The organism is Thermodesulfobacteriota bacterium (genome assembly GCA_040755095.1).
Classification (GTDB): domain Bacteria; phylum Desulfobacterota; class Desulfobulbia; order Desulfobulbales; family JBFMBH01; genus JBFMBH01.
In genome coordinates this window covers 1-17,705 of record JBFMBH010000093.1, presented here as the reverse complement: position 1 = coordinate 17,705, position 17,705 = coordinate 1, and the positions used below count along the sequence as shown (strand labels likewise).

Genomic DNA, 17,705 nt, shown 5'->3' with positions numbered 1-17,705 from the left:
CCCATCCGCGCCCCTGTTTTTTTGCCTTGCTTTTTGAGGCAACCTCTGTATCATGCGACGTTCATGCCACACGGGTGCGACAGACCTGTCGCGCGGAGACACCACGCCGCTCACCGCTTGCCCTCCTGGGAGAAGAACGCGCATGCTCTACTGGGCACTGTTCATCGTCCCCCTGATCCTGATGTTCCTTTTCGCTGCCGTGAAGACCATTCACCAGTACCAGCGGGGTGTCTTCTTCCGCATGGGCAAGGTCCGGGCCGCCAAGGGTCCGGGGGTGACCGTGATCTTCCCCCTGATCGACCGTATGATCCGCGTCGACCTCCGCACCGTGGCGTTCGAAGTACCGGCCCAGGACGTCATCACCCGGGACAATGTCTCGGTCCGGGTGAGCGCCGTGGTCTACTACCGGGTAGTTGACCCAGTGAAGGCCACTATCGAGGTGGAAAACTTCCACATGGCCACCTCCCAACTGGCCCAGACCACCCTGCGCAGCATCTGCGGTCAGGAGGACCTGGACCACATGCTTTCCGAACGCGATGCCATCAACCACAAGATGCAGGAAATCCTGGACCACGAGACCGAGCCTTGGGGGGTGAAGGTCAGCAAGGTCGAGGTCAAAGAGATCGATCTGCCCGAATCCATGCAGAGAGCCATGGCCAAACAGGCAGAGGCGGAGCGGGAAAGGCGGGCGGCGATCATCAATGCCGACGGCGAGCTGCAGGCGGCGGCCAAGCTGCGGGACGCCGCGGCGCTCATGACCGAGCACCCTGCGGCCATGCAGCTCCGCTTTCTGCAGACGATCCGGGAGATCGGTGTTTCGGACAAGAACTCGACCCTCCTGCCCATCCCCCTGGATATCCTGCAGATCTTCGCACGGCCGAAGTGAGCTTGCGGCAAGGACACGGGGAAACTCTCAACCACCAAGGCTTAAGGGATGCATGTTATGGAACGACGTACAGGGAGAGAACGGGGCTTTGGCTGGCGGCTGTTGCCGCTGGCTATACTGGCCATTATCCTGCTGGTCCGGCCAGCTTCTGCCTTGGACGACGGGGACTGCCTGGGCTGCCACAACGATCCGGACATGACCTCGGAGAAGAACGGCGAGGAGATCAGCCTCTTTGTCGATGAGGCGCAGTTTGCCGCCTCATCCCATGCCAGCAACGGCTGCACCTCCTGCCACACCGATGCCAAGGTGAAAGGTGACGAGCATCCGGTACCGCTGAAATCGGTCAACTGCGGCAAGTGCCACGCTGACGTGGAGTCCATCTACCGGAAGAGCCTGCATGGCCAGGCCCTGGCGAAGAACGATCCTTTCGCCCCCTATTGCCACGACTGCCATGGCAAGCACGACATCCTGCCGGCCAGCAGCCAGAAGTCCCGCATCTTCATCCTCAACGTGCCGGCCACCTGTGGCCGCTGCCACCGGGAAGGCAGCGCCATGACCAAGACCCATGACATCCCGGCCAAGAACATCATCGAGAACTACTCCATGTCCATGCACGGTGAGGGCCTGACCCGCAAAGGCCTCACCGTCACGGCCGTGTGCTCCTCCTGCCATACCTCCCACAACGTGCAGCCCCACACCAATCCGGAGTCCAGCATCAGCCGGCAGAATGTCAGCAAGACCTGCATGAAGTGCCACGCCAACATCGAGCAGACCCATGTCAAGATTGTCCGGGGTGAGCTGTGGGAAAAGGAGCCGGAGAAGGTCCCGGCCTGTGTCGAGTGCCACGCTCCCCACAAGGCCCGGCGCGTCCTGTACGAAGACAGCATGAACAACGCCTATTGCCTCAACTGCCACGCCAACCCGGAGCTCAAGAAGATCGAGGCGGATGGCAGTGAGCGCAGCCTGTTCATGGACATGTCCCGATTCGAAGCGTCGGTCCACGCCGAAAAGCGCATCGCCTGCGTCAAGTGCCATGTCAACATGGATCACACCAAGAACCCGGTCTGCCAGGGCTCCGGCAAGGTGGACTGCGCCATCTGCCACGCCGGCCAGACCGACAACTACAACGCCAGCATCCACGGTCAGCTGGCGGCGAAGGGGGACCGCAACGCCCCGTTGTGCACTGACTGCCACGGCAAGCACGAGGTCCAGGCCCGCACCAACCCCGAATCCCCGACCTTTGCCCGCAACGTTCCCGAGCTGTGCGGCAAGTGCCACCGGGAGGGGGAAAAGGCGGCCCTGCGCTATACCGGTCCGGAAAAGGATATCGTCCGCCACTACAAGGAGAGCATCCACGGCAAAGGCTTGGCCGAGTCCGGACTCATGGTGTCCGCCACCTGCACCAGCTGCCACACCGCGCATCTGATCCTGCCGGAAAAGGATCCCCAGTCCACGGTCAACCGGGCCAACGTGCTCAACACCTGCGCCACCTGCCACCTGGGCATCGCCGAGACCTTCAAGACCTCGATCCACAGCGAGCTGGTCTCCAAGACCGACAAGAAGCTGCCGCTTTGTCACGACTGCCATACCTCCCATGCCATCCGCCGGGTGGATGTTCCGGCCTTCCGGCTGCTGATCCTGGAGGAGTGCGGCACCTGCCATGCCAGCGAGACGGAGACCTACTTCGACACCTACCATGGCAAGGCCTCCCTGCTGTCCGGTGGCGAGAAGACGGCCAAGTGCTCCGACTGCCACGGCGACCACGACATCCTGCCCGCCTACTACACCAAGTCGCGCCTGAGCCGCCAGAATGTGGTCGAGACCTGCCGTACCTGCCACCCCAATTCCAACCGCAAGTTCACCGGCTATCTGACCCACGCGACCCACCATGACAAAGAGAAGTACCCGTATCTGTACTACACCTTCTGGGCCATGAGCAGCCTTTTGATCGGCACGTTCGCCTTCTTCGGCGTCCACACCCTGTTCTGGATCCCCCGCTCCTTCCGCGAGCGGTTCAAACGGCGGCGGCAGCACAGCCACGAGCGCTTCTTCGAATAACGGCGGTTGAAGAGGGTCCTTGAGGCAGGCGCCGGGCTGCCCCGGCGCCTGCCTCAAGGCTACAGAGTTCTCCTGTCGGGCACCATGGGCGCCCTCCACCACAGAGCTTAAGGATATTGGGTCATGAGTACGCCGAACCAAGAATATGTGCAGCGCTTTGGGCTCCTTCCCCGCTTTCTCCACTTCCTGGTCATCGTCAGCTTCCTCACCTTGGCGGTGACCGGCATGGCCCTGAAGTTCGCCGCCGAAGAGTGGGCTGGTGCCGTGGCCGAGCTGTTCGGCAGCTTCGAGGTCCTGGGCAATTTGCACCGCTTCTGCGCCGTCATCACCTTCACCTACTTTGGCCTCAACCTCTTCCTGCTCTGGCAGAACTGGCAGAAATCCGGGAAGAGCTTCATCGGCTTCATCCTCGATCCGGAAGGCCTGGTGCCGAGCGCCCACGACGTCAAGGAGCTGGTAAGCACCTACAAGTGGTTCCTGGGCCTGGGACCGCAGCCCCGCTATGGCCGCTGGACCTACTGGGAGAAATTCGACTACATGGCGGTCTTCTGGGGCGTGGCGGTCATCGGCAGCACCGGGCTGTGCCTCTGGTTTCCCGAAACCTTCACCCAGATCATCCCCGGTTACTGGCTCAACATCGCCACCATCATCCACAGCGACGAGGCGCTCCTGGCCAGCGGCTTCATCTTCACCATCCATTTCTTCAACACTCACCTGCGGCCGGAGAAGTTCCCCATGGACCCGGTCATCTTCACCGGCACCGTGCCTCTGGACGAGCTCATCCACGAACGGCCCCGGGAGTACGACCAGTTGGTTGCCTCCGGCCAGCTGGAGCAGGTGAAGTGTCCGCCGGCCCCCCGCTGGCTTTTCGTCACCGCCCACTTCTTCGGTCTGACCGCCTTGACCATTGGCGTGGCCTTGGTGCTTTCCATCATCTACACCATGATCTTCGTCTACGCGAAATAGTCGGCCCATTGCAGCAGCAAAAAGCCCCTTTCCCTGCGAAAGGGGCTTTTTGCGTTGCCCCTTGTGCCGGTTGCCCTTCACGTGCAACCCGGCAGGCCTTGGGAAAATACCCTCCGTCACTTGAGCGACAGCGCGGTCGGCCGCCTCTGGCCGGCCGATCGACCGCACCGGGCATCCACAGCAAAGAGGAGGATTCAAGCACATGGCTGAGAACGAAAATGGGCCTTCACGGCCGCTGGCACCGGCCACCGAGCCCCACCACTATCGCGGCCCCTGGGGCCACATCATCCGGGGCATGTGGCGTACACCGCTGGGACTCATGGGCGTAGCCATCACCACGGTCAGCGCCAGCCTGATGCTGGTGGGGCTCGTCATCGACCAGTTGGGCCTGGTCGATAACCCCTATGCGGCCATCGCCACCTACATGATCCTGCCCGCCGGTATGGTGCTGGGCTTGACCATCATTCCGCTAGCCGCCTACCTGCGGCGCCGGCAGTGGCACAAGTACGGCATCGCCAAGGATCACCTGGCCATCAACCTCAGCGACCACCGGCACCGCAAGTTCCTGATCGGCTTCATCGCCTTGACAGTGATCAATGTCTCGATCCTGGCTATCATTGGCTACGAGGGCTACCACTTCACCGATTCCCCTTACTTCTGCGGGGTTGTCTGCCACCAGGTCATGGAGCCGGAATACGCCGCCTACCAGCGCTCCCCCCATACCCGGGTGGCCTGTGTCGAATGCCACATCGGTCCCGGCGCCGACTGGTTCGTACGGGCCAAGATTTCCGGCCTGCGCCAGGTGCTGGCCGTGATGGCCGACAGCTTCAGCCGGCCGGTCCCGGCGCCGGTGGCCCACCTGCGCCCGGCGCGGGACACCTGCGAGCAGTGCCACTGGCCGGAGAAGTTCCATGGCAAGAAGGTGAAGATCTTCACCCACTTCACCAACCGGAATCAGGTGGAGCCCGAGGTGAATGAGATCGCCCTGCATATCGGCGGTCGCAACCCCCGTACCGACGCCTTCGAGGGCATCCATTGGCATGTCAGCCGCAACGTCGAGGTCAGTTATCTGCCGGCCGACGAGAAACGGTCCCAGATTGCCCGGGTGCGGGTCAAGAGGCCAGACGGCAGCAGTCAGGAGTACGTCAAGGGGGACATCCGGGTGCCGGCGGGCCAGGAGCAAGGCTGGCGGGTTATGGATTGCATCGATTGCCACAACCGGCCCACCCATGTCTACCAGATGCCCGAGGAGCGGGTTGACTTCGGTCTTTTAAGCAAACGGATCAATCCCGAAATCCCCGGCATCCGAGAGGACAGCCTGATCGCCATCAACCGCAGGTACGATACCCGCGAGGAGGCCTTGGCTCACATGACGGAGCACCTGCTGAAGCTTCAGGCCTTGCGGGGCGAGGAGCAGGTCCGTCGTTACGAGCCGGATATCCGACAAGCCGGTGAGTATCTCCTGGAGGCATACCTGGCCAATGTCTGGCCGGAGATGAAGGTGGAATGGGGCACCTACAAGGGGCACCTGGGCCACCAGTATGCCGACGAGGGCTACGGCTGCTTCCGCTGCCATGACGAGGAGCACTCCAGCAGCGATGGCCAGAGCATCAGCCAGGACTGCAGCCTCTGCCACGACGAGCCGGCCTGAAAGGCCGACACCGTCGCACTGCAAACGCGAAGAGGCCTCCAGCCCGCAGGTTGGAGGCCTCTTTCGCGTTTTCTCTCTCGTCCTGAGCCAGTGGGGACGGCTGCCGCCCCCCGCTGGTGATCCTGGCCGCCCGCCGGATCCGCCGGGTAGGCCCCGCCTCCCTCGGTCATCGGCCCCCTCGGGCCGTCCTTGCGCCGTGGCGCCCGCGGCTGCCACGAGATCCCGGGGATGCTCCCCGACTCCTCTCAGTCCAGATAGATGATCTCGCCGGCCGTCTCAGTACGGGGCGGCCCGCCTGGCAGAGGGGCCAGTCGCAGGAAGCCATGGACGTCAAGGCCCAGGACCCTGGCCTCGTATTCGGGCCGCTCCACAACGTCGTAACCGAACAGCACCCGGCGGCCGACTGTGTCGCTCACCGCCAGCCAAGCCGTCAAGAGGGCATGGCCCTGCGCCAAGGCTGCCTCCGGCCCCTGGTCGCTGGCCAGAAGCCGCTCCTCCTCCTGGAGCAGCAGGCCGAGATTCCAGGTGAGCTTGACACAGAGGCGGGCGGCCAGGAGCTCGAGGTCAACGGGGGCCGGCAGCACCTGGGCCATGGCCACAGCCCGGTCAGTCAGCTCCGGGGGAAAGACGGCGTTGTTGGCGTTGATGCCGATCCCCAGGAGAATGTAGCGCTCGCCGGACCGACCCATGTGGGCCTCGGTCAGGATGCCGGCGACCTTGCGGCCGTGCAGCAGCACGTCATTGACCCACTTGACCCGCGCCGGCAGGCCGTAGCTTTGGAGGGCCTCGCAACAGGCCACGCCGGCGGCGAGGGGGTAGAGATGGCTCAGGGAGGGGATCAGGGTGTCCACCAGCACCAGGGTCAGCCAGAGCCCTCCCCGGGGAGCATACCAGGCGCGGTGAAAACGGCCCTGGCTGGCCCTGACCTCGTCGGCAATCACCACCATGCCGCTGGGAAACGATTCCCCCCGCTCCTCACAGGCGTCGATGAGCCGGCGCGCCCGGTCCATGGTGCGGGTGCAGGAAAGGTGGCGCTCGATATGGCTGGCGACGATGGCGCCGCGGCGGATAATCACCGCGGCGGTCGCCGCTGGCCAGGCGTTCTGCCGCAAAGGCAGCTCCTCGCTGGCCAGGAGCTGGGCGACGAGCGCCTGCGAGAGGACCGGCTCCGGGGCAACGCGATCCATCACTCCCATTCCGCTTTCACCCGGCTGATGATCTTGTCGATGAGCGGCAGCTGCTCCGGCGGACAGATGCCCAAAAGCGGCTCCCCCTGCTCAACAGTCACACCAGGGGTGAAGTAGAGGGAATGGATGATGCCCGGCTCGCCATCGTAGAGGACGGGGATATCCCTTTTCATGAGGGACATGGTCAGGATCTCGTCCCCCGCTTTGATGGCGATGGGCTTCTTGACCTCCTTGTCCATCTTGCCCTGGATCTCCAGACTGAAAAAGTAGCGCGCCCGCTCCGGGGCCCGGAAAGGCAAGAGGATCTGTCGCAGAATCGACTCGATAATCTCCCTCTTTTTCAAGGGGTGCTTGATGACGATCACCTTCTCCCGCGCCTCGACAAAGGCCCCCTGCAGATCCTCCCGCAAGAAAGAGACCTCGCCATTGATGGGCGAGTAGAAGGGCTTGGGATTCTTCTCCCGGGTCAGGACGTAGAGCAGGGAGCCAGGGATGTGCCCCCACTCGCCGGAGCTGGCCTTGACCGGTGTTCCCTTTTCGACGTGGAAGCGCAACCGCCCGGTGTGAGGCACATGCACGTCCACGTAGTGATAAGGATCCTGGCGATACTTGCTGAGGATCTCGTCGAAATCGACCGGCGGTCTCATGATCAGCGGTAATAGAGGGCCCGGCCACCCATGGTGAGCAGGGCGCGGTGAAGGTTGCGGCGGAACTCCCGCCGGTCCCAGATGCCCTGGATGTGCCCCCGCCGCAGGGCGTTACGGGCGCTGTGGTAATCGGGCGGTATGTCCTGACCGGTGGTCTCGCGGATGACCCGGGGGCCGGCAAAGCCGATGCGGCTGGAACGGATGGCAAACTGGTACGGGGAGCAGCCCAGGAAGCTGGCCACCGGGCCGGCATAGGAGTTGTTGTCATAGACCACGATGTACAGGCCGCCAGCGTCGATGTATTCCCGTACGGCCATGGTGCACTTGGGCATCTGGATCACCCCCAGGGTGCCTTCCTGGATGCGGATGCCCCCAGTGCCGTGGATGTAGGCCAAGAACGGCCGGCGCTTCAGCCGGGCGATGTCGCAGGCCCGCACGAACTTCTCACCTTCCGCCGCCCCCACGGTGCCGTTCCGGAAGTCGCTGAACAGCATCGCCACCACGATCCAGATCCCCATGACCTGGGCGTGGCAGGTGATGATCGCGCTCTTGCGGCCGGTCTTGCTCCGGGCCTGCACGATCCGTTCGTCAAGGCCCCGGTAGCCCAAGGGATTCATGGACTCGATGCTGCCGTTGAACTCCCGGAAGCTGCCCCGGTCAAAGAGGTGCTTGAGGTACCACTCATACTCCAGCGGGAAATGGTGACCGCAATTCTCGCATACCCCGCAGAACTCGCCATAGAGATCGGGCACCCACAAATCCTTGCAGCCCCGCGCCGCGGCATTGGGACAGGTGACGGTTCGGTCCTCGTTGGCCAGGGGGCTCGTGTAGGTGTCACCGAACTCCACCGGCTCCTCCTCGCCCGGGATCGGCCGCCGCTCGGCGGGCAGTGCCTCGATTGCCTCCGGCTTGCGGGACAGGAAATCGAAAACGCCGCCAAAGGGCGCCAAAAGGTTCTTGAGGAAGACCGAGCCCTCGCCGGACACCTCCTCGTAGACCTTCTTCACCTGCTTGTGCTGCTGCCGCAGGACGTCATAGCGGATGGTGTAATAGAGGCGCTCAGCCTGGCGCTGCAGACGGGACAGGGGCCGATCCAGGCGACTGCGGCCGCCGAAGGCCTGGGTGGCCATGGTCCGGTATTTGCGCGAGCGCAGGGCCAGCAGGCGCTTCGCCTCCTCGCCGTGCAGGTCCCAGGAGACGGCCATGCTGTACCGGATTTCGCCGGCCACCTCCTCGGCCTGCTTGCGCTTGATCTCATAGGCGCGGAAGGCCCGCAGGCTCTTGGTCTTGAGCACCACCTCATCGGTGGCCCGGATCACCTCGTACTTCAGACGGCGAAAGAAGTCGAAATCATCCCGCCTCGCCCCCAGAGCCGGCTCCGGGATGATACGGTCGATGGTGCCCAGGCGCAGGTTGTCGGTAGCCGTGATGGCCAGCCGCTCCGCGCAGGCCTCCACCAGCTCCCGGGGCACCTTTTCCCCTTCCCGGATCTTGCCCTCGATGGCGGCCGCCCCTTCCGGGGAGATCACCGAGTAGTAGCCATGGGAGAGCATCAGCCGGAAATCGGCGAGCCCCACCGCCTCGGCGCCACCGGAGCCACCTTCGGAAATGACCGAGATGAGCGGTACCCGCAGCTTGGCCAGGGTGAAGATGTTGCGGGCGATCTGCTGGGCTGCCCCTGGAGAGTCCTCCACGGGAAAGGAGCCGGGGGTGAAGATGTAGAAATGGATGGGAATGCCCTCGGTGGCCGCGACATTCATGTAGCGCAAGGCCTTGTCGTTACCCCAGGGCTTGGCGGAGCCGCCGTTGCGAAACTCCTCGCCGTGGCCCTTCTCGTGGCCGATGACCATCACCTGCTGGGTGAAGAGCCGATCCTTGACCCGGCGGGCGATGATGGCCTTGGCGGTCACCATGGAAGGGTCGATGTTGGCATCCACATCACCGCCGAGCTCGGTGTAATCCTCGTACACGTTCTCCAGGATGTCCTTGAGGGTGAAGCGCAGGGGGCTGCGGACGATCCGCACCCGCTCCATGGGGGTGAGGCTCTCCTCGCAACGCTCCTCCAGGAACCGGAGCCCCTCCTCCAGCTGCCGCAGATCCTCTTGCAGCTGGGCCTCCGGGATGTCGTAGGAGGCCCGGCGCAGCTCCCGGATCCGCTCCTGGAACTGGGACAGATTGCCCCACCCGCAAGAGCCTTTGACCTGGGTCAGGTAGTCGATGCGGGTTTCGGTCCTGAGGATTCGTTTACGCAGATCATCCATGGACAACGGTTCCGGCAAGCGATCACCGCTGGAACGGAACGGGGCCCGAGGCAGCGGCCTGCGGCCCACCTCGACACGGCTCCCCCGGCAGCTCCGAGCGGCATCGCCTAAAAGGTGAGGAGGGCGTCCAGCTTCTCCCGCAGATAGGGAATGTTGGTCAGAATGGGCTGCCCGCTGCTGGTTTCGCCAGTGACGACTGTCTCGTCCAGCAGGCTCTTGGCCCTGGCCTTGGCCTCGGCCATGCTGTCCCCCCAGACCAGGATCAAGGCCAGATTGGCGTCGTATTCGGTTGGGATGGGATAGGGCCGGTTCTCGGGGACGTGGGTGTAGACCGCGGACCAGTCGTACCGCGGGATGGCGAACGTGGTGATCGTGCCCATCCAGGGCGCAAAATCCCGGCGGGTGTCTTCGGCCACCAGCCGCAGCTCGATGCTGGCGCCCCGGAACTGGATCTCCTTCTGGCTGTAGCCGATGCGGTCGCCGAGCGCGATGCGGATCTGCTCCCGGATGAGGTTGGGCTGGCGGCCGTCGATGTAGCTGATCCGCGCCGAGACGTCGTTTTCCACCTGGATCCGGGTGTTGACCTCCAGGAGATAGGGTCGGCCGTCCCGGCTGACGATCCACTCCCAGGTGCCGACGTTGTCGTAACGGACGTGGGAGGCCAGCTTGAGGGAGTACTCCACCACCTGATCCAGCACCCGGGCGGCGTCGAACTGGTAGCTGGCCACCGCCGGATCGAAGCCGGGCGCCGCCTCCACCCTCTTCTGCCGCCGGTTGCTCTGGATGGTGCAGTTGCGGGTTCCGAAGTGCAGCATCTCCCGGTGGGCGCTGCAGACGATCTGCACCTCGATGTGGCTGTAGTCCCGCAGGCACTGCTCAATGAGCACCCCGCCGTTGCCGAACTGCCTCTTGGCGTAACTTTGCACCTGCCGGTAGACCCGGCGGAACTGCTCCAGTTTGTGGACCTCCTCGATCCCCATGCCGCCACCGCCCGCCGCTGCCTTCACCAGCACCGACGGGTCGCGAACGTCGGCCCGGCGCTGCTCCAGGAACAGGCGCGCGGCCACATCCTCGGCCTCGATCTCATTGTAGATCGGCGCGTCGGTGCCGGGGATGGTGGGGATGCCCAGCCGGTTGGCCACCCGCTTGGTGTTGATCTTGTCACCAAGGTCCTTGATCACCTGCCAGCTGGGCCCAATGAACGTCAGGGGCCGCTCCCGGCGGGTCACCCGGCGGGCGAACCGGAAATCCTCGGAGAAGAAGCCATACCCCGGGTGGACGGCCGTGCACCCGGTATGGTCGGCCACGGCCAGGATATCGTTGGGATCCGTGTAGCTGGAAATCCGCCAGGCCCGGCCGCGATGGCTCTGAGAATCCAGGTTGCGGCGCACGTGTTCCGAGTCCTCGTCCTCCGCGGTGTACACCACCACGTAGTCCAGGTCCAGGTCTTGGCACGCCTGCATGATCCGGAGGGCGATCTCGCCCCGGTTGGCGATGAGGATCTTGTCCTTCACTCCAGCGAAACCTTCATGGAACCGACCGGCACGCGCAGCTGGCCGCCGGAAGACGGCAGTCGCACCGGGAATCGGTTTTGATGTTTTGTCGGGGAGCCGGCGCTCTGCCGGGAAGGAGACGGACGCGAGGGGCCGGCCGCGGGGTCCGCCGCGGTCTGCGCTGCCCCCGGCCGGATTCCCGTTGCCAGGGGCTGGCCTTGAATGCTATGTTGATGCCCAGCGACGCGGCGGCGGCCCTTCGCCCAAAGCGCTGCATTGTATCCGTTTCGTTGCCCCCTGTAAAGCAGAGCCTGGCCCCTCCCGACCGTGGAGATGGTCGCCGCGCCGCCGTTGCCACTCCTCTCCATGGACGACAAAGCCCCGTCAAGCTCGGAGGAATCCCCTCTCCTCCGCCGGCTGTTTCAGTTCCTGCGCTTTGGCAAGGCTCCCGATACCCAGGAAGAGCTGGAGCAGGAGATCCAGGAGCTCCTGGAGGAAGGCCAGGAGCAGGGTCTGATCACGGACCGGGAAGGAGAGATGATTCACTCCATCCTGGAATTCCGGGACACCCTGGTGCGCGAGATCATGACCCCGCGATCGGAGATGGTGTGCGCCGATGCCCTGGCCCCCTTGGACGAGATCATCCGGCTCATCACCGAGCGGGGCTTCTCCCGTATCCCGTTGTATGAAGACACCCAGGACAACATCGTTGGCATCGTCCATGCCAAAGACCTCCTGGCGGTGTGCCATGTCCAGCCTGCCCCCCGCAATGGCGCCGAAATCGCCAAGCCGGCCCTCCATGTCCCAGACACCACCCGGGTTCTGGATCTGTTGCGGGATTTCCAGGCCGGCAAGATGCACATGGCCATTGTTCAGGATGAGTTCGGCGGCGTACGGGGCCTGGTTACGCTGGAAGACATCCTGGAGGAGATCGTCGGCGAGATCTCGGACGAGCACGACCGCAAGAATTCGTATCTGACCATCCTGGATGACCGGACCCTGGTGGTGGACGGCAAGATCGACATCGAGGAGGTGGAGGAGTTCTTCGACGCCACCATGCCCGAGGGCCCCTACGAGTCGGTGGGCGGACTCATCATCCACCAGCTGGGGCGCTTGCCGCAGGCCAAAGAATCCCTGGAGGCCGGGGGCCTGACCTTCACCGTGCTGGCTGCCAGCAACCGCCGCATCAAGACGGTGCGCGTCCATCGCCAGGCCACCTGACCACCGGCCCTGCGGCCGCGGCCTGGAGGCACCGCCGTGTCTCCAGCCAGGCAGCACCGTTCCCGCCTGCCATCATGCCTCGCCTTTCCCGTCTCCTCCCTGGCCAGGATGATCTTCTGGCCTGCCTCGGCGGTCTGGGGCTGGCCCTCGCCTTCCCCAGCCCCGGGCTGTGGCCCCTGGCCTGGCTGTCTCTGGTGCCTCTTCTGGCAGCCATAGCCCCCGCTACGCCGGGCAGGGCAGCCCGTCTTGGCCTCATGGCCGGCCTGGTCTGGCATCTCGGTCTGTTGTATTGGATCGTCATCGTGCTCGGCCGCTATGGCCATCTGCCCCTTTGGGTCTGCCTGCCCGCCCTCCTCCTCCTGGCTCTGTACCTGGCGGCCTTCACCGCCCTTTTCGCCGCGCTCATCAGCTGGGCCTGGCGCCGGGGCCTGGCACCGATCTGGCTGGCCCCTCCCCTGTGGGTAGCCCTGGACTGGACCAAGGCCAGCCTGTTTACCGGCTTCCCCTGGGACGATCTCGCCTACAGCCAATACCAGCAGACCCTGCTGGTGCAGGTCGCCGATCTCACCGGCCACCGCGGGCTGACCTTCGCCCTGGTTCTGGGCAATGTCATCGTCTATGCTGCCGTGGCCCGGCCGTGGCGGACAGGGCCGCGCCAGGCCAGGATGCCGGTGGCCCCGGGCTGGCGAACCGGGGTGGCGGCAGGGCTCGTCTTCCTTGCCGCCATGCTGGCTTACGACTTGGTCCGCAGCCGCCAGCTGGCGGCCTCGCTCGGGGACCGTCCATTCCTCCGGGTTGCGGCCATCCAGGGGAACGTCAGCCAGGACCAGAAATGGCGCCCCTCCCTCCAGGAGGAGACGGTGGGCCGTTACCTCCGCTTGAGCGCCCTGGCGGGTCAGGACCAGAAGCCGGACCTGGTGGTCTGGCCAGAGACCGCCTTGCCGCTCTACCCCCTGGAGCATCCCCTCTTCGCGAATGTTCGCCAGGGGGTGGCGGACCGCAGTGGCTCCTGGCTCCTCACCGGTGCACCCCACCGGCAGCCGGCGGAGGACGGGGTGCGTCTGGATTACTTCAACAGCGCCTTCCTGATCGACCCTTGGGGACAGGTGTCCAGTCGCTACGACAAGGTCCATCTGGTTCCTTTTGGCGAGTACATGCCCCTGTCCGACTGGCTGCCCCTGCCCGGCCCCCTGGTGGAGTCGGTGGGCAACTTCACCGCCGGTGCCGGGGCGTCGCCCCTCCCTTGCGGGAAGGCCGCGGTTGGGGTATTAGTGTGCTTCGAAAGCATCTTTCCTGGCCTGGCCCGGGAGCAGGTCCGCCAGGGCGCCACCCTCCTGGCCACCATCACCAACGATGCCTGGTTCGGCCGCTCCAGCGCTCCGTGGCAGCATCTGTCCATGGCGGTGCTGCGGGCAGTGGAAACGAGGCGCAGCCTGGCCCGGGCGGCCAACACCGGGGTCAGCGCCCTCATCGACCCCCTGGGCCGGCTTCTCGACACCACCCCCCTGTTCACCGAAGGGTATCTGGTCGCCAACCTGCCCGTTCTCGACGAGGAAACGGCCTACGTGCGGCATGGGGAGCTGTTCTCGGCCCTGTGCGTCGTGGCGGTGCTGTGCTCCCTCCTGCGGCTGCGCACCGTGCCGGAGCGACCGGGCCGCCTTCCTTGACCTGATCGGCCCGCCAGGCCCTTGTTCGTCATTCTGCCCAAAAGGAGATCCACCATGAACCCCGAGCTCAAACAGAAACTCCAGGACATCCAGGATCGGCTCCTCTCGCTCAAGGAGCATCTTTGAGGTGGATGCCAAGGGGGAGCGGATCGCCGAGCTGGAAAAGGCCACCACCGCGCCGAACTTCTGGAGCGACCAGGACCGGGCCACCCGCATCCAGCAGGAGATCGGCCGGCTGCAGCAGCCCATCGACCGCTGGCAGTCCCTGTACAAGGAATGGGAGGATGCGGCGGTGCTGCTGGAGCTGGCCGACGAGGAAGGGGACAGCGATGCCGAGACCGAGGTGCAGACCAGCCTCAGGGGTCTGGACAAATCCCTGGCCGCCTATGAGCTGGAATGCCTGTTCTCCGGCGAGCATGACCGGTCCGATGCCCTGGTCTCCATCAACGCCGGCGCTGGCGGCACCGAGGCCCAGGACTGGACCGAGATCCTCTTGCGCATGTATCTGCGCTGGGCGGAGCAGCGCCGCTTTCCCACCGAGGTCCTGGACGAGCTGCCCGGGGACGAGGCGGGCATCAAGAACGTCACCGTCCACATCAAGGGTCCCTTCGCCTTCGGCAACCTGCGGAGTGAGACCGGCATCCACCGCCTGGTACGGATCTCGCCCTTCGATGCCGGCGGCCGGCGCCACACCTCCTTCGCCTCGGTGTCGGTATTCCCGGATCTGGACGACACCATCGATGTGGAGATCAACGAGAAGGATCTGCGCATCGACACCTACCGGGCCAGCGGCGCAGGCGGCCAGCACGTCAACAAGACCAGCAGCGCCGTGCGCATCACCCATCTGCCCACCGGCCTCGTCGTCCAGTGCCAGAACGAGCGCTCCCAGCACCGCAACAAGGCCATGGCCATGAAGATGCTGCGCGCCCGGCTCTACGACGTGGAGAAATCGGCCCAGGACGAAAAGAATCAGCAGATCCAGGGGGACAAGAAGGAGATTGCCTGGGGCAGCCAGATCCGCTCCTACGTCCTGCAGCCGTACCGCCTGGTCAAGGATCACCGCACCGGGGTGGAGGTGGGCAACGTCGACGCGGTCCTGGACGGTGAGCTGGAGCCCTTCATCAAGGCCTTCCTGCTCTGGCAGCGCTGACCCAGAGGCGCGGGCCGGCGCCAATGCCGACCAGGGAGCTGTCCTGCACCGAGGCCGCCCGCCAGTGCGCCAAGTGCGGCGCCTGCAGCGCCGTCTGCCCGGTCTACCGCATCTCCGGCCGGGAGGCCCTGTCCGGCCGGGGCAAGCTCCATCTTCTCGACCGGCTGCCGGGGCCGTCCGGCGGGCCGGGACTGGCCGCCATCCTCTCCCAGTGCCTGCTCTGCGGTGCTTGCCAGGCGACCTGCCCCCGGGGACTGCCGATTCCGGCGCTGGTGCAGGCGGCCCGGGCCCAGCTCCGGGAGAAGGCCGGTCGCTGGTGGCCGGCCCGGCTGGCCCGGGAGATCCTGGCCCGGCCCTCGCTCCTGGCGGCCGCTGGCGGGGCGGCCACCGGGCTGGCCGCCCTTGTCGACCAGCTGCCGGCCGACAGCGGCCTGCGGCTGCGGCTGGCGGGCTTCTTGCGGCCCGCCACCTGCCGGGCCGCCCCGGTCCCGGAGATCGAGCCAGTGCCACGGTCCCGGACCGGCCCTGCCCCCTACGCCCTGTTCCTGGGCTGCTATGCCCGCCACCTGGATCCGGAGCTGGCCGGGGCCAGCCGCCATCTCCTCCTGGCCTTGGCCGGGGGACCGCCGGCAGTGCCGGCTGACCAGGGCTGTTGCGGCCTGGCAGCAGCGGCCAGCGGTGACCTCCCGCAGGCCCGGCAGCTGGCCCGGCGCAACATCGCCGCCTTCTTGGCGGACGAGTCAGCCATCGTCGTCCCCTGCGCCTCCTGCCTGGCCGGACTGGCCGACTATCCCGGCCTCTTTGCCGAGGATGACCCCTGGCGGCCCCAGGCCGCGGCCTTTGCCGGCCGGCTGGTGGGCCTGACCGAGCTCCTGGCCGATTCCCTGCCCGTTCTGGTCGACCGTGCGGCCCCTGCGGACCAGGAGCCTGTCCGAGTCGTACTCCACGACCCGTGCCACAGCCGCTTCCCCGTGGACCGTACCGCCGCCCCCCGGGCGGTGCTCGCCCGTCTGCCCGGGGTGACGCGCCGGGAGCTGCCAGCCGGCGACCGCTGTTGCGGCCACGGCGGCCTGTTCAGCCTCACCCAGCCCCGGCTCTCCCAGGCCATCCTGGCCCGGCGGCTGGAGTCTCTGGCCCCTTTGGCTGGGCAGGTACTGGCCACCACCTGCTCCGGCTGCCTCATGCAGTGGCGGCAGGGAATCCACGACGCCCGCCTGTCCCTGGAGGTGCTCCATCCGGCGGTGCTGCTGGCAAGGCGGCTGGGCCTGGCGTAAGGCGGTCCTGCTGTGGCCTCAGGCGCCGACAAAACAGGCCACGTCCTGGGCCAGCTCCTGGACCAGGTTCTCGGGCACCGCCGGGCACTGGGCCAGGCTGATGCCGCGGAGCACCAGGCCCACCTCCTCCTGGCCGAGGATCCCCTTGGGCATCGCCTCGCCGTACAGCCAGACCCCGGCATCCTGGGGGGTGAGCGGTTTCTCGCGGCCGGCCCGGCCGGCGGCGGCGGCCAAGAGGGCGGCAGCCAGGAGGTCCAGGGCGCTGGTGGCCAGGTTCTGGGCCAGGAGCAGCCGGGCCGCGGCCAGCTTCTCCTGGGCCTGGGTGAGAAGAAGGGCGCCCGGTGCCGGCGTCACCTCGGGGTGGGCCTGGAAGTAGCTGCAAGATTCGGCCACGGGCGAGACGGCACCCAGGCGCTGCAAGCCTTTCAGGCTGAAACGGTCGATGAGGGCCACCGGCACGAGCCCGGACAGGCGCGCCGCCACCTCGTCCGCCTCGGCATCCACCCGGTCCAGCACCGCCACCAGGCCCCCGCCCGAGCCGAAGATCCGCTCGATGCGCGGCCCGAAGGCCTCCTGCAGCCCGACGATGCACTGGCGGATCCCCTCTTCCAGGGCGGTCTCCTCGGGGGCTTTCCCGCCAGGCCCCGGAGCGGCCGGTGCCTGGACCTCCTCCTCCCCTGCCCCGGACAGCTCCCCGGCCTCTGCCCTTGCCGCCGGCACCGGCCCGCTGCTCAGATCCTCGATGAGGGTTTCCAGAAGCTTCTTGGAGATGCCCAGCACGTCCTCGGAGGCATCGTCGCCGATGACGTTGTCGAAAAGAAGCTGCTTGTTCTGCACCAGGCCGAAGACCCGTTCTTCATAGGAGTCGGCGGCCACCATCGTGATGATCTGCACCGTCCGGGTCTGGCCGAGGCGGTGCACCCGGGCGTTGCGCTGCTCCAGGATGGCCGGGTTCCAGGGCACGTCCAGGTTGATGAGCACCGAGGCGTTCTGCAGGTTGAGGCCGACACCGCCGGCATCGGTGGAGATGAAAACCTGCACCGCGTCGTCCTCCCGGAACCGATCCATGAGCGCCCCCCGGCTGGCGGTGGGCACACCGCCATGGAGGCGCACCGAGCCCAGGCCCATGCGCCGGAGCCGGGCCTCCACCATCCTGGTCATGGCCTCCCACTGGGAGAAAACCACCGCCTTCAGGCCGGACTGGAGGCAGAGCTCGTCCAAAAGGTCGGCCAGCTCGTCGAGCT

Annotated in this window: 13 protein-coding genes; 8 read left to right on the top strand and 5 right to left on the bottom strand. The window is 65.9% G+C overall.

Annotated features, from left to right (window positions below; all coding sequences use genetic code 11):
• Positions 1-142 precede the first annotated feature (142 nt).
• The 4 genes from AB1634_13495 (at position 143) to AB1634_13480 (ending at position 5,561) form a co-directional block, all read left to right on the top strand.
• Entirely contained in the window at positions 143-886 is a 744-nt protein-coding gene (locus AB1634_13495; protein ID MEW6220530.1) for an SPFH domain-containing protein, read from the top strand.
• A gap of 57 nt (positions 887-943) precedes the next feature.
• The gene (locus tag AB1634_13490) at positions 944-2,944 is read left to right on the top strand and encodes a cytochrome c3 family protein (protein ID MEW6220529.1); all 2,001 of its coding nucleotides are present in this window, start codon (positions 944-946) and stop codon (positions 2,942-2,944) included.
• A 123-nt stretch (positions 2,945-3,067) separates the two neighbouring features.
• The gene (locus AB1634_13485) at positions 3,068-3,910 is read left to right on the top strand and encodes a cytochrome b/b6 domain-containing protein (protein ID MEW6220528.1); all 843 of its coding nucleotides are present in this window, start codon (positions 3,068-3,070) and stop codon (positions 3,908-3,910) included.
• A gap of 202 nt (positions 3,911-4,112) precedes the next feature.
• Positions 4,113-5,561: a NapC/NirT family cytochrome c gene (locus AB1634_13480; protein MEW6220527.1), complete on the top strand. Its 1,449-nt coding sequence runs from the start codon at positions 4,113-4,115 to the stop codon at positions 5,559-5,561.
• 245 nt (positions 5,562-5,806) lie between these two features.
• Here AB1634_13480 and AB1634_13475 read toward each other — a convergent pair whose 3' ends face one another.
• The 4 genes from AB1634_13475 to AB1634_13460 form a co-directional block, all read right to left on the bottom strand.
• A complete protein-coding gene (locus AB1634_13475; GenBank protein ID MEW6220526.1) occupies positions 5,807-6,748 on the bottom strand; it encodes a biotin--[acetyl-CoA-carboxylase] ligase in 942 nt (313 codons plus the stop codon).
• Positions 6,748-7,395: a hypothetical protein gene (locus AB1634_13470; GenBank protein MEW6220525.1), complete on the bottom strand. Its 648-nt coding sequence runs from the start codon at positions 7,393-7,395 to the stop codon at positions 6,748-6,750. Before AB1634_13470 ends, AB1634_13475 begins: the two co-directional genes overlap by 1 nt.
• Before the next feature lie 2 nt (positions 7,396-7,397).
• A complete protein-coding gene (locus AB1634_13465) occupies positions 7,398-9,656 on the bottom strand; it encodes a carboxyl transferase domain-containing protein (protein ID MEW6220524.1) in 2,259 nt (752 codons plus the stop codon).
• A gap of 107 nt (positions 9,657-9,763) precedes the next feature.
• Positions 9,764-11,170, bottom strand: coding sequence for a biotin carboxylase N-terminal domain-containing protein (locus tag AB1634_13460; GenBank protein ID MEW6220523.1), 1,407 nt, complete (start codon positions 11,168-11,170; stop codon positions 9,764-9,766).
• A gap of 312 nt (positions 11,171-11,482) precedes the next feature.
• Between AB1634_13460 and AB1634_13455 the strand changes: the two genes are divergently transcribed.
• From AB1634_13455 to AB1634_13440, 4 genes are all read left to right on the top strand, one after another.
• On the top strand, positions 11,483-12,370 hold the full coding sequence (locus tag AB1634_13455) for a hemolysin family protein (GenBank protein ID MEW6220522.1): 888 nt from the start codon (positions 11,483-11,485) through the stop codon (positions 12,368-12,370).
• Between the two features lie 74 nt (positions 12,371-12,444).
• Positions 12,445-14,037 carry an apolipoprotein N-acyltransferase gene (lnt, locus tag AB1634_13450; GenBank protein ID MEW6220521.1) on the top strand — a complete coding sequence of 531 codons (1,593 nt, stop codon included), beginning with the start codon at positions 12,445-12,447 and terminating at the stop codon, positions 14,035-14,037.
• A gap of 54 nt (positions 14,038-14,091) precedes the next feature.
• Positions 14,092-15,187, top strand: a protein-coding gene (prfB, locus tag AB1634_13445; protein ID MEW6220520.1) for a peptide chain release factor 2 whose coding sequence is annotated in 2 segments (ribosomal slippage) — positions 14,092-14,160 and positions 14,162-15,187 — 1,095 coding nt in all. Because the reading frame shifts where the segments join, the coding sequence is not laid out codon by codon here.
• A 23-nt stretch (positions 15,188-15,210) separates the two neighbouring features.
• The gene (locus AB1634_13440) at positions 15,211-16,461 is read left to right on the top strand and encodes a (Fe-S)-binding protein (protein MEW6220519.1); all 1,251 of its coding nucleotides are present in this window, start codon (positions 15,211-15,213) and stop codon (positions 16,459-16,461) included.
• A gap of 18 nt (positions 16,462-16,479) precedes the next feature.
• Here AB1634_13440 and AB1634_13435 read toward each other — a convergent pair.
• The coding region (locus AB1634_13435) for a C-terminal helicase domain-containing protein (GenBank protein MEW6220518.1) at positions 16,480-17,705 on the bottom strand (1,226 nt) is incomplete at its 5' end.

What these genes read in the sequence shown, in the direction of transcription:
- AB1634_13485 (MEW6220528.1), top strand. Translation starts at nt 3,068, where the DNA reads ATGAGTACGCCGAACCAAGAATATGTGCAGCGCTTTGGGCTCCTTCCC.
- AB1634_13490 (MEW6220529.1), top strand. Translation starts at nt 944, where the DNA reads ATGGAACGACGTACAGGGAGAGAACGGGGCTTTGGCTGGCGGCTGTTG.
- lnt (MEW6220521.1), top strand. Translation starts at nt 12,445, where the DNA reads ATGCCTCGCCTTTCCCGTCTCCTCCCTGGCCAGGATGATCTTCTGGCC.
- AB1634_13455 (MEW6220522.1), top strand. Translation starts at nt 11,483, where the DNA reads ATGGTCGCCGCGCCGCCGTTGCCACTCCTCTCCATGGACGACAAAGCC.
- AB1634_13465 (MEW6220524.1), bottom strand. Translation starts at nt 9,656, where the DNA reads ATGGATGATCTGCGTAAACGAATCCTCAGGACCGAAACCCGCATCGAC.
- AB1634_13480 (MEW6220527.1), top strand. Translation starts at nt 4,113, where the DNA reads ATGGCTGAGAACGAAAATGGGCCTTCACGGCCGCTGGCACCGGCCACC.
- AB1634_13440 (MEW6220519.1), top strand. Translation starts at nt 15,211, where the DNA reads ATGCCGACCAGGGAGCTGTCCTGCACCGAGGCCGCCCGCCAGTGCGCC.
- AB1634_13495 (MEW6220530.1), top strand. Translation starts at nt 143, where the DNA reads ATGCTCTACTGGGCACTGTTCATCGTCCCCCTGATCCTGATGTTCCTT.
- AB1634_13475 (MEW6220526.1), bottom strand. Translation starts at nt 6,748, where the DNA reads ATGGATCGCGTTGCCCCGGAGCCGGTCCTCTCGCAGGCGCTCGTCGCC.
- AB1634_13470 (MEW6220525.1), bottom strand. Translation starts at nt 7,395, where the DNA reads ATGAGACCGCCGGTCGATTTCGACGAGATCCTCAGCAAGTATCGCCAG.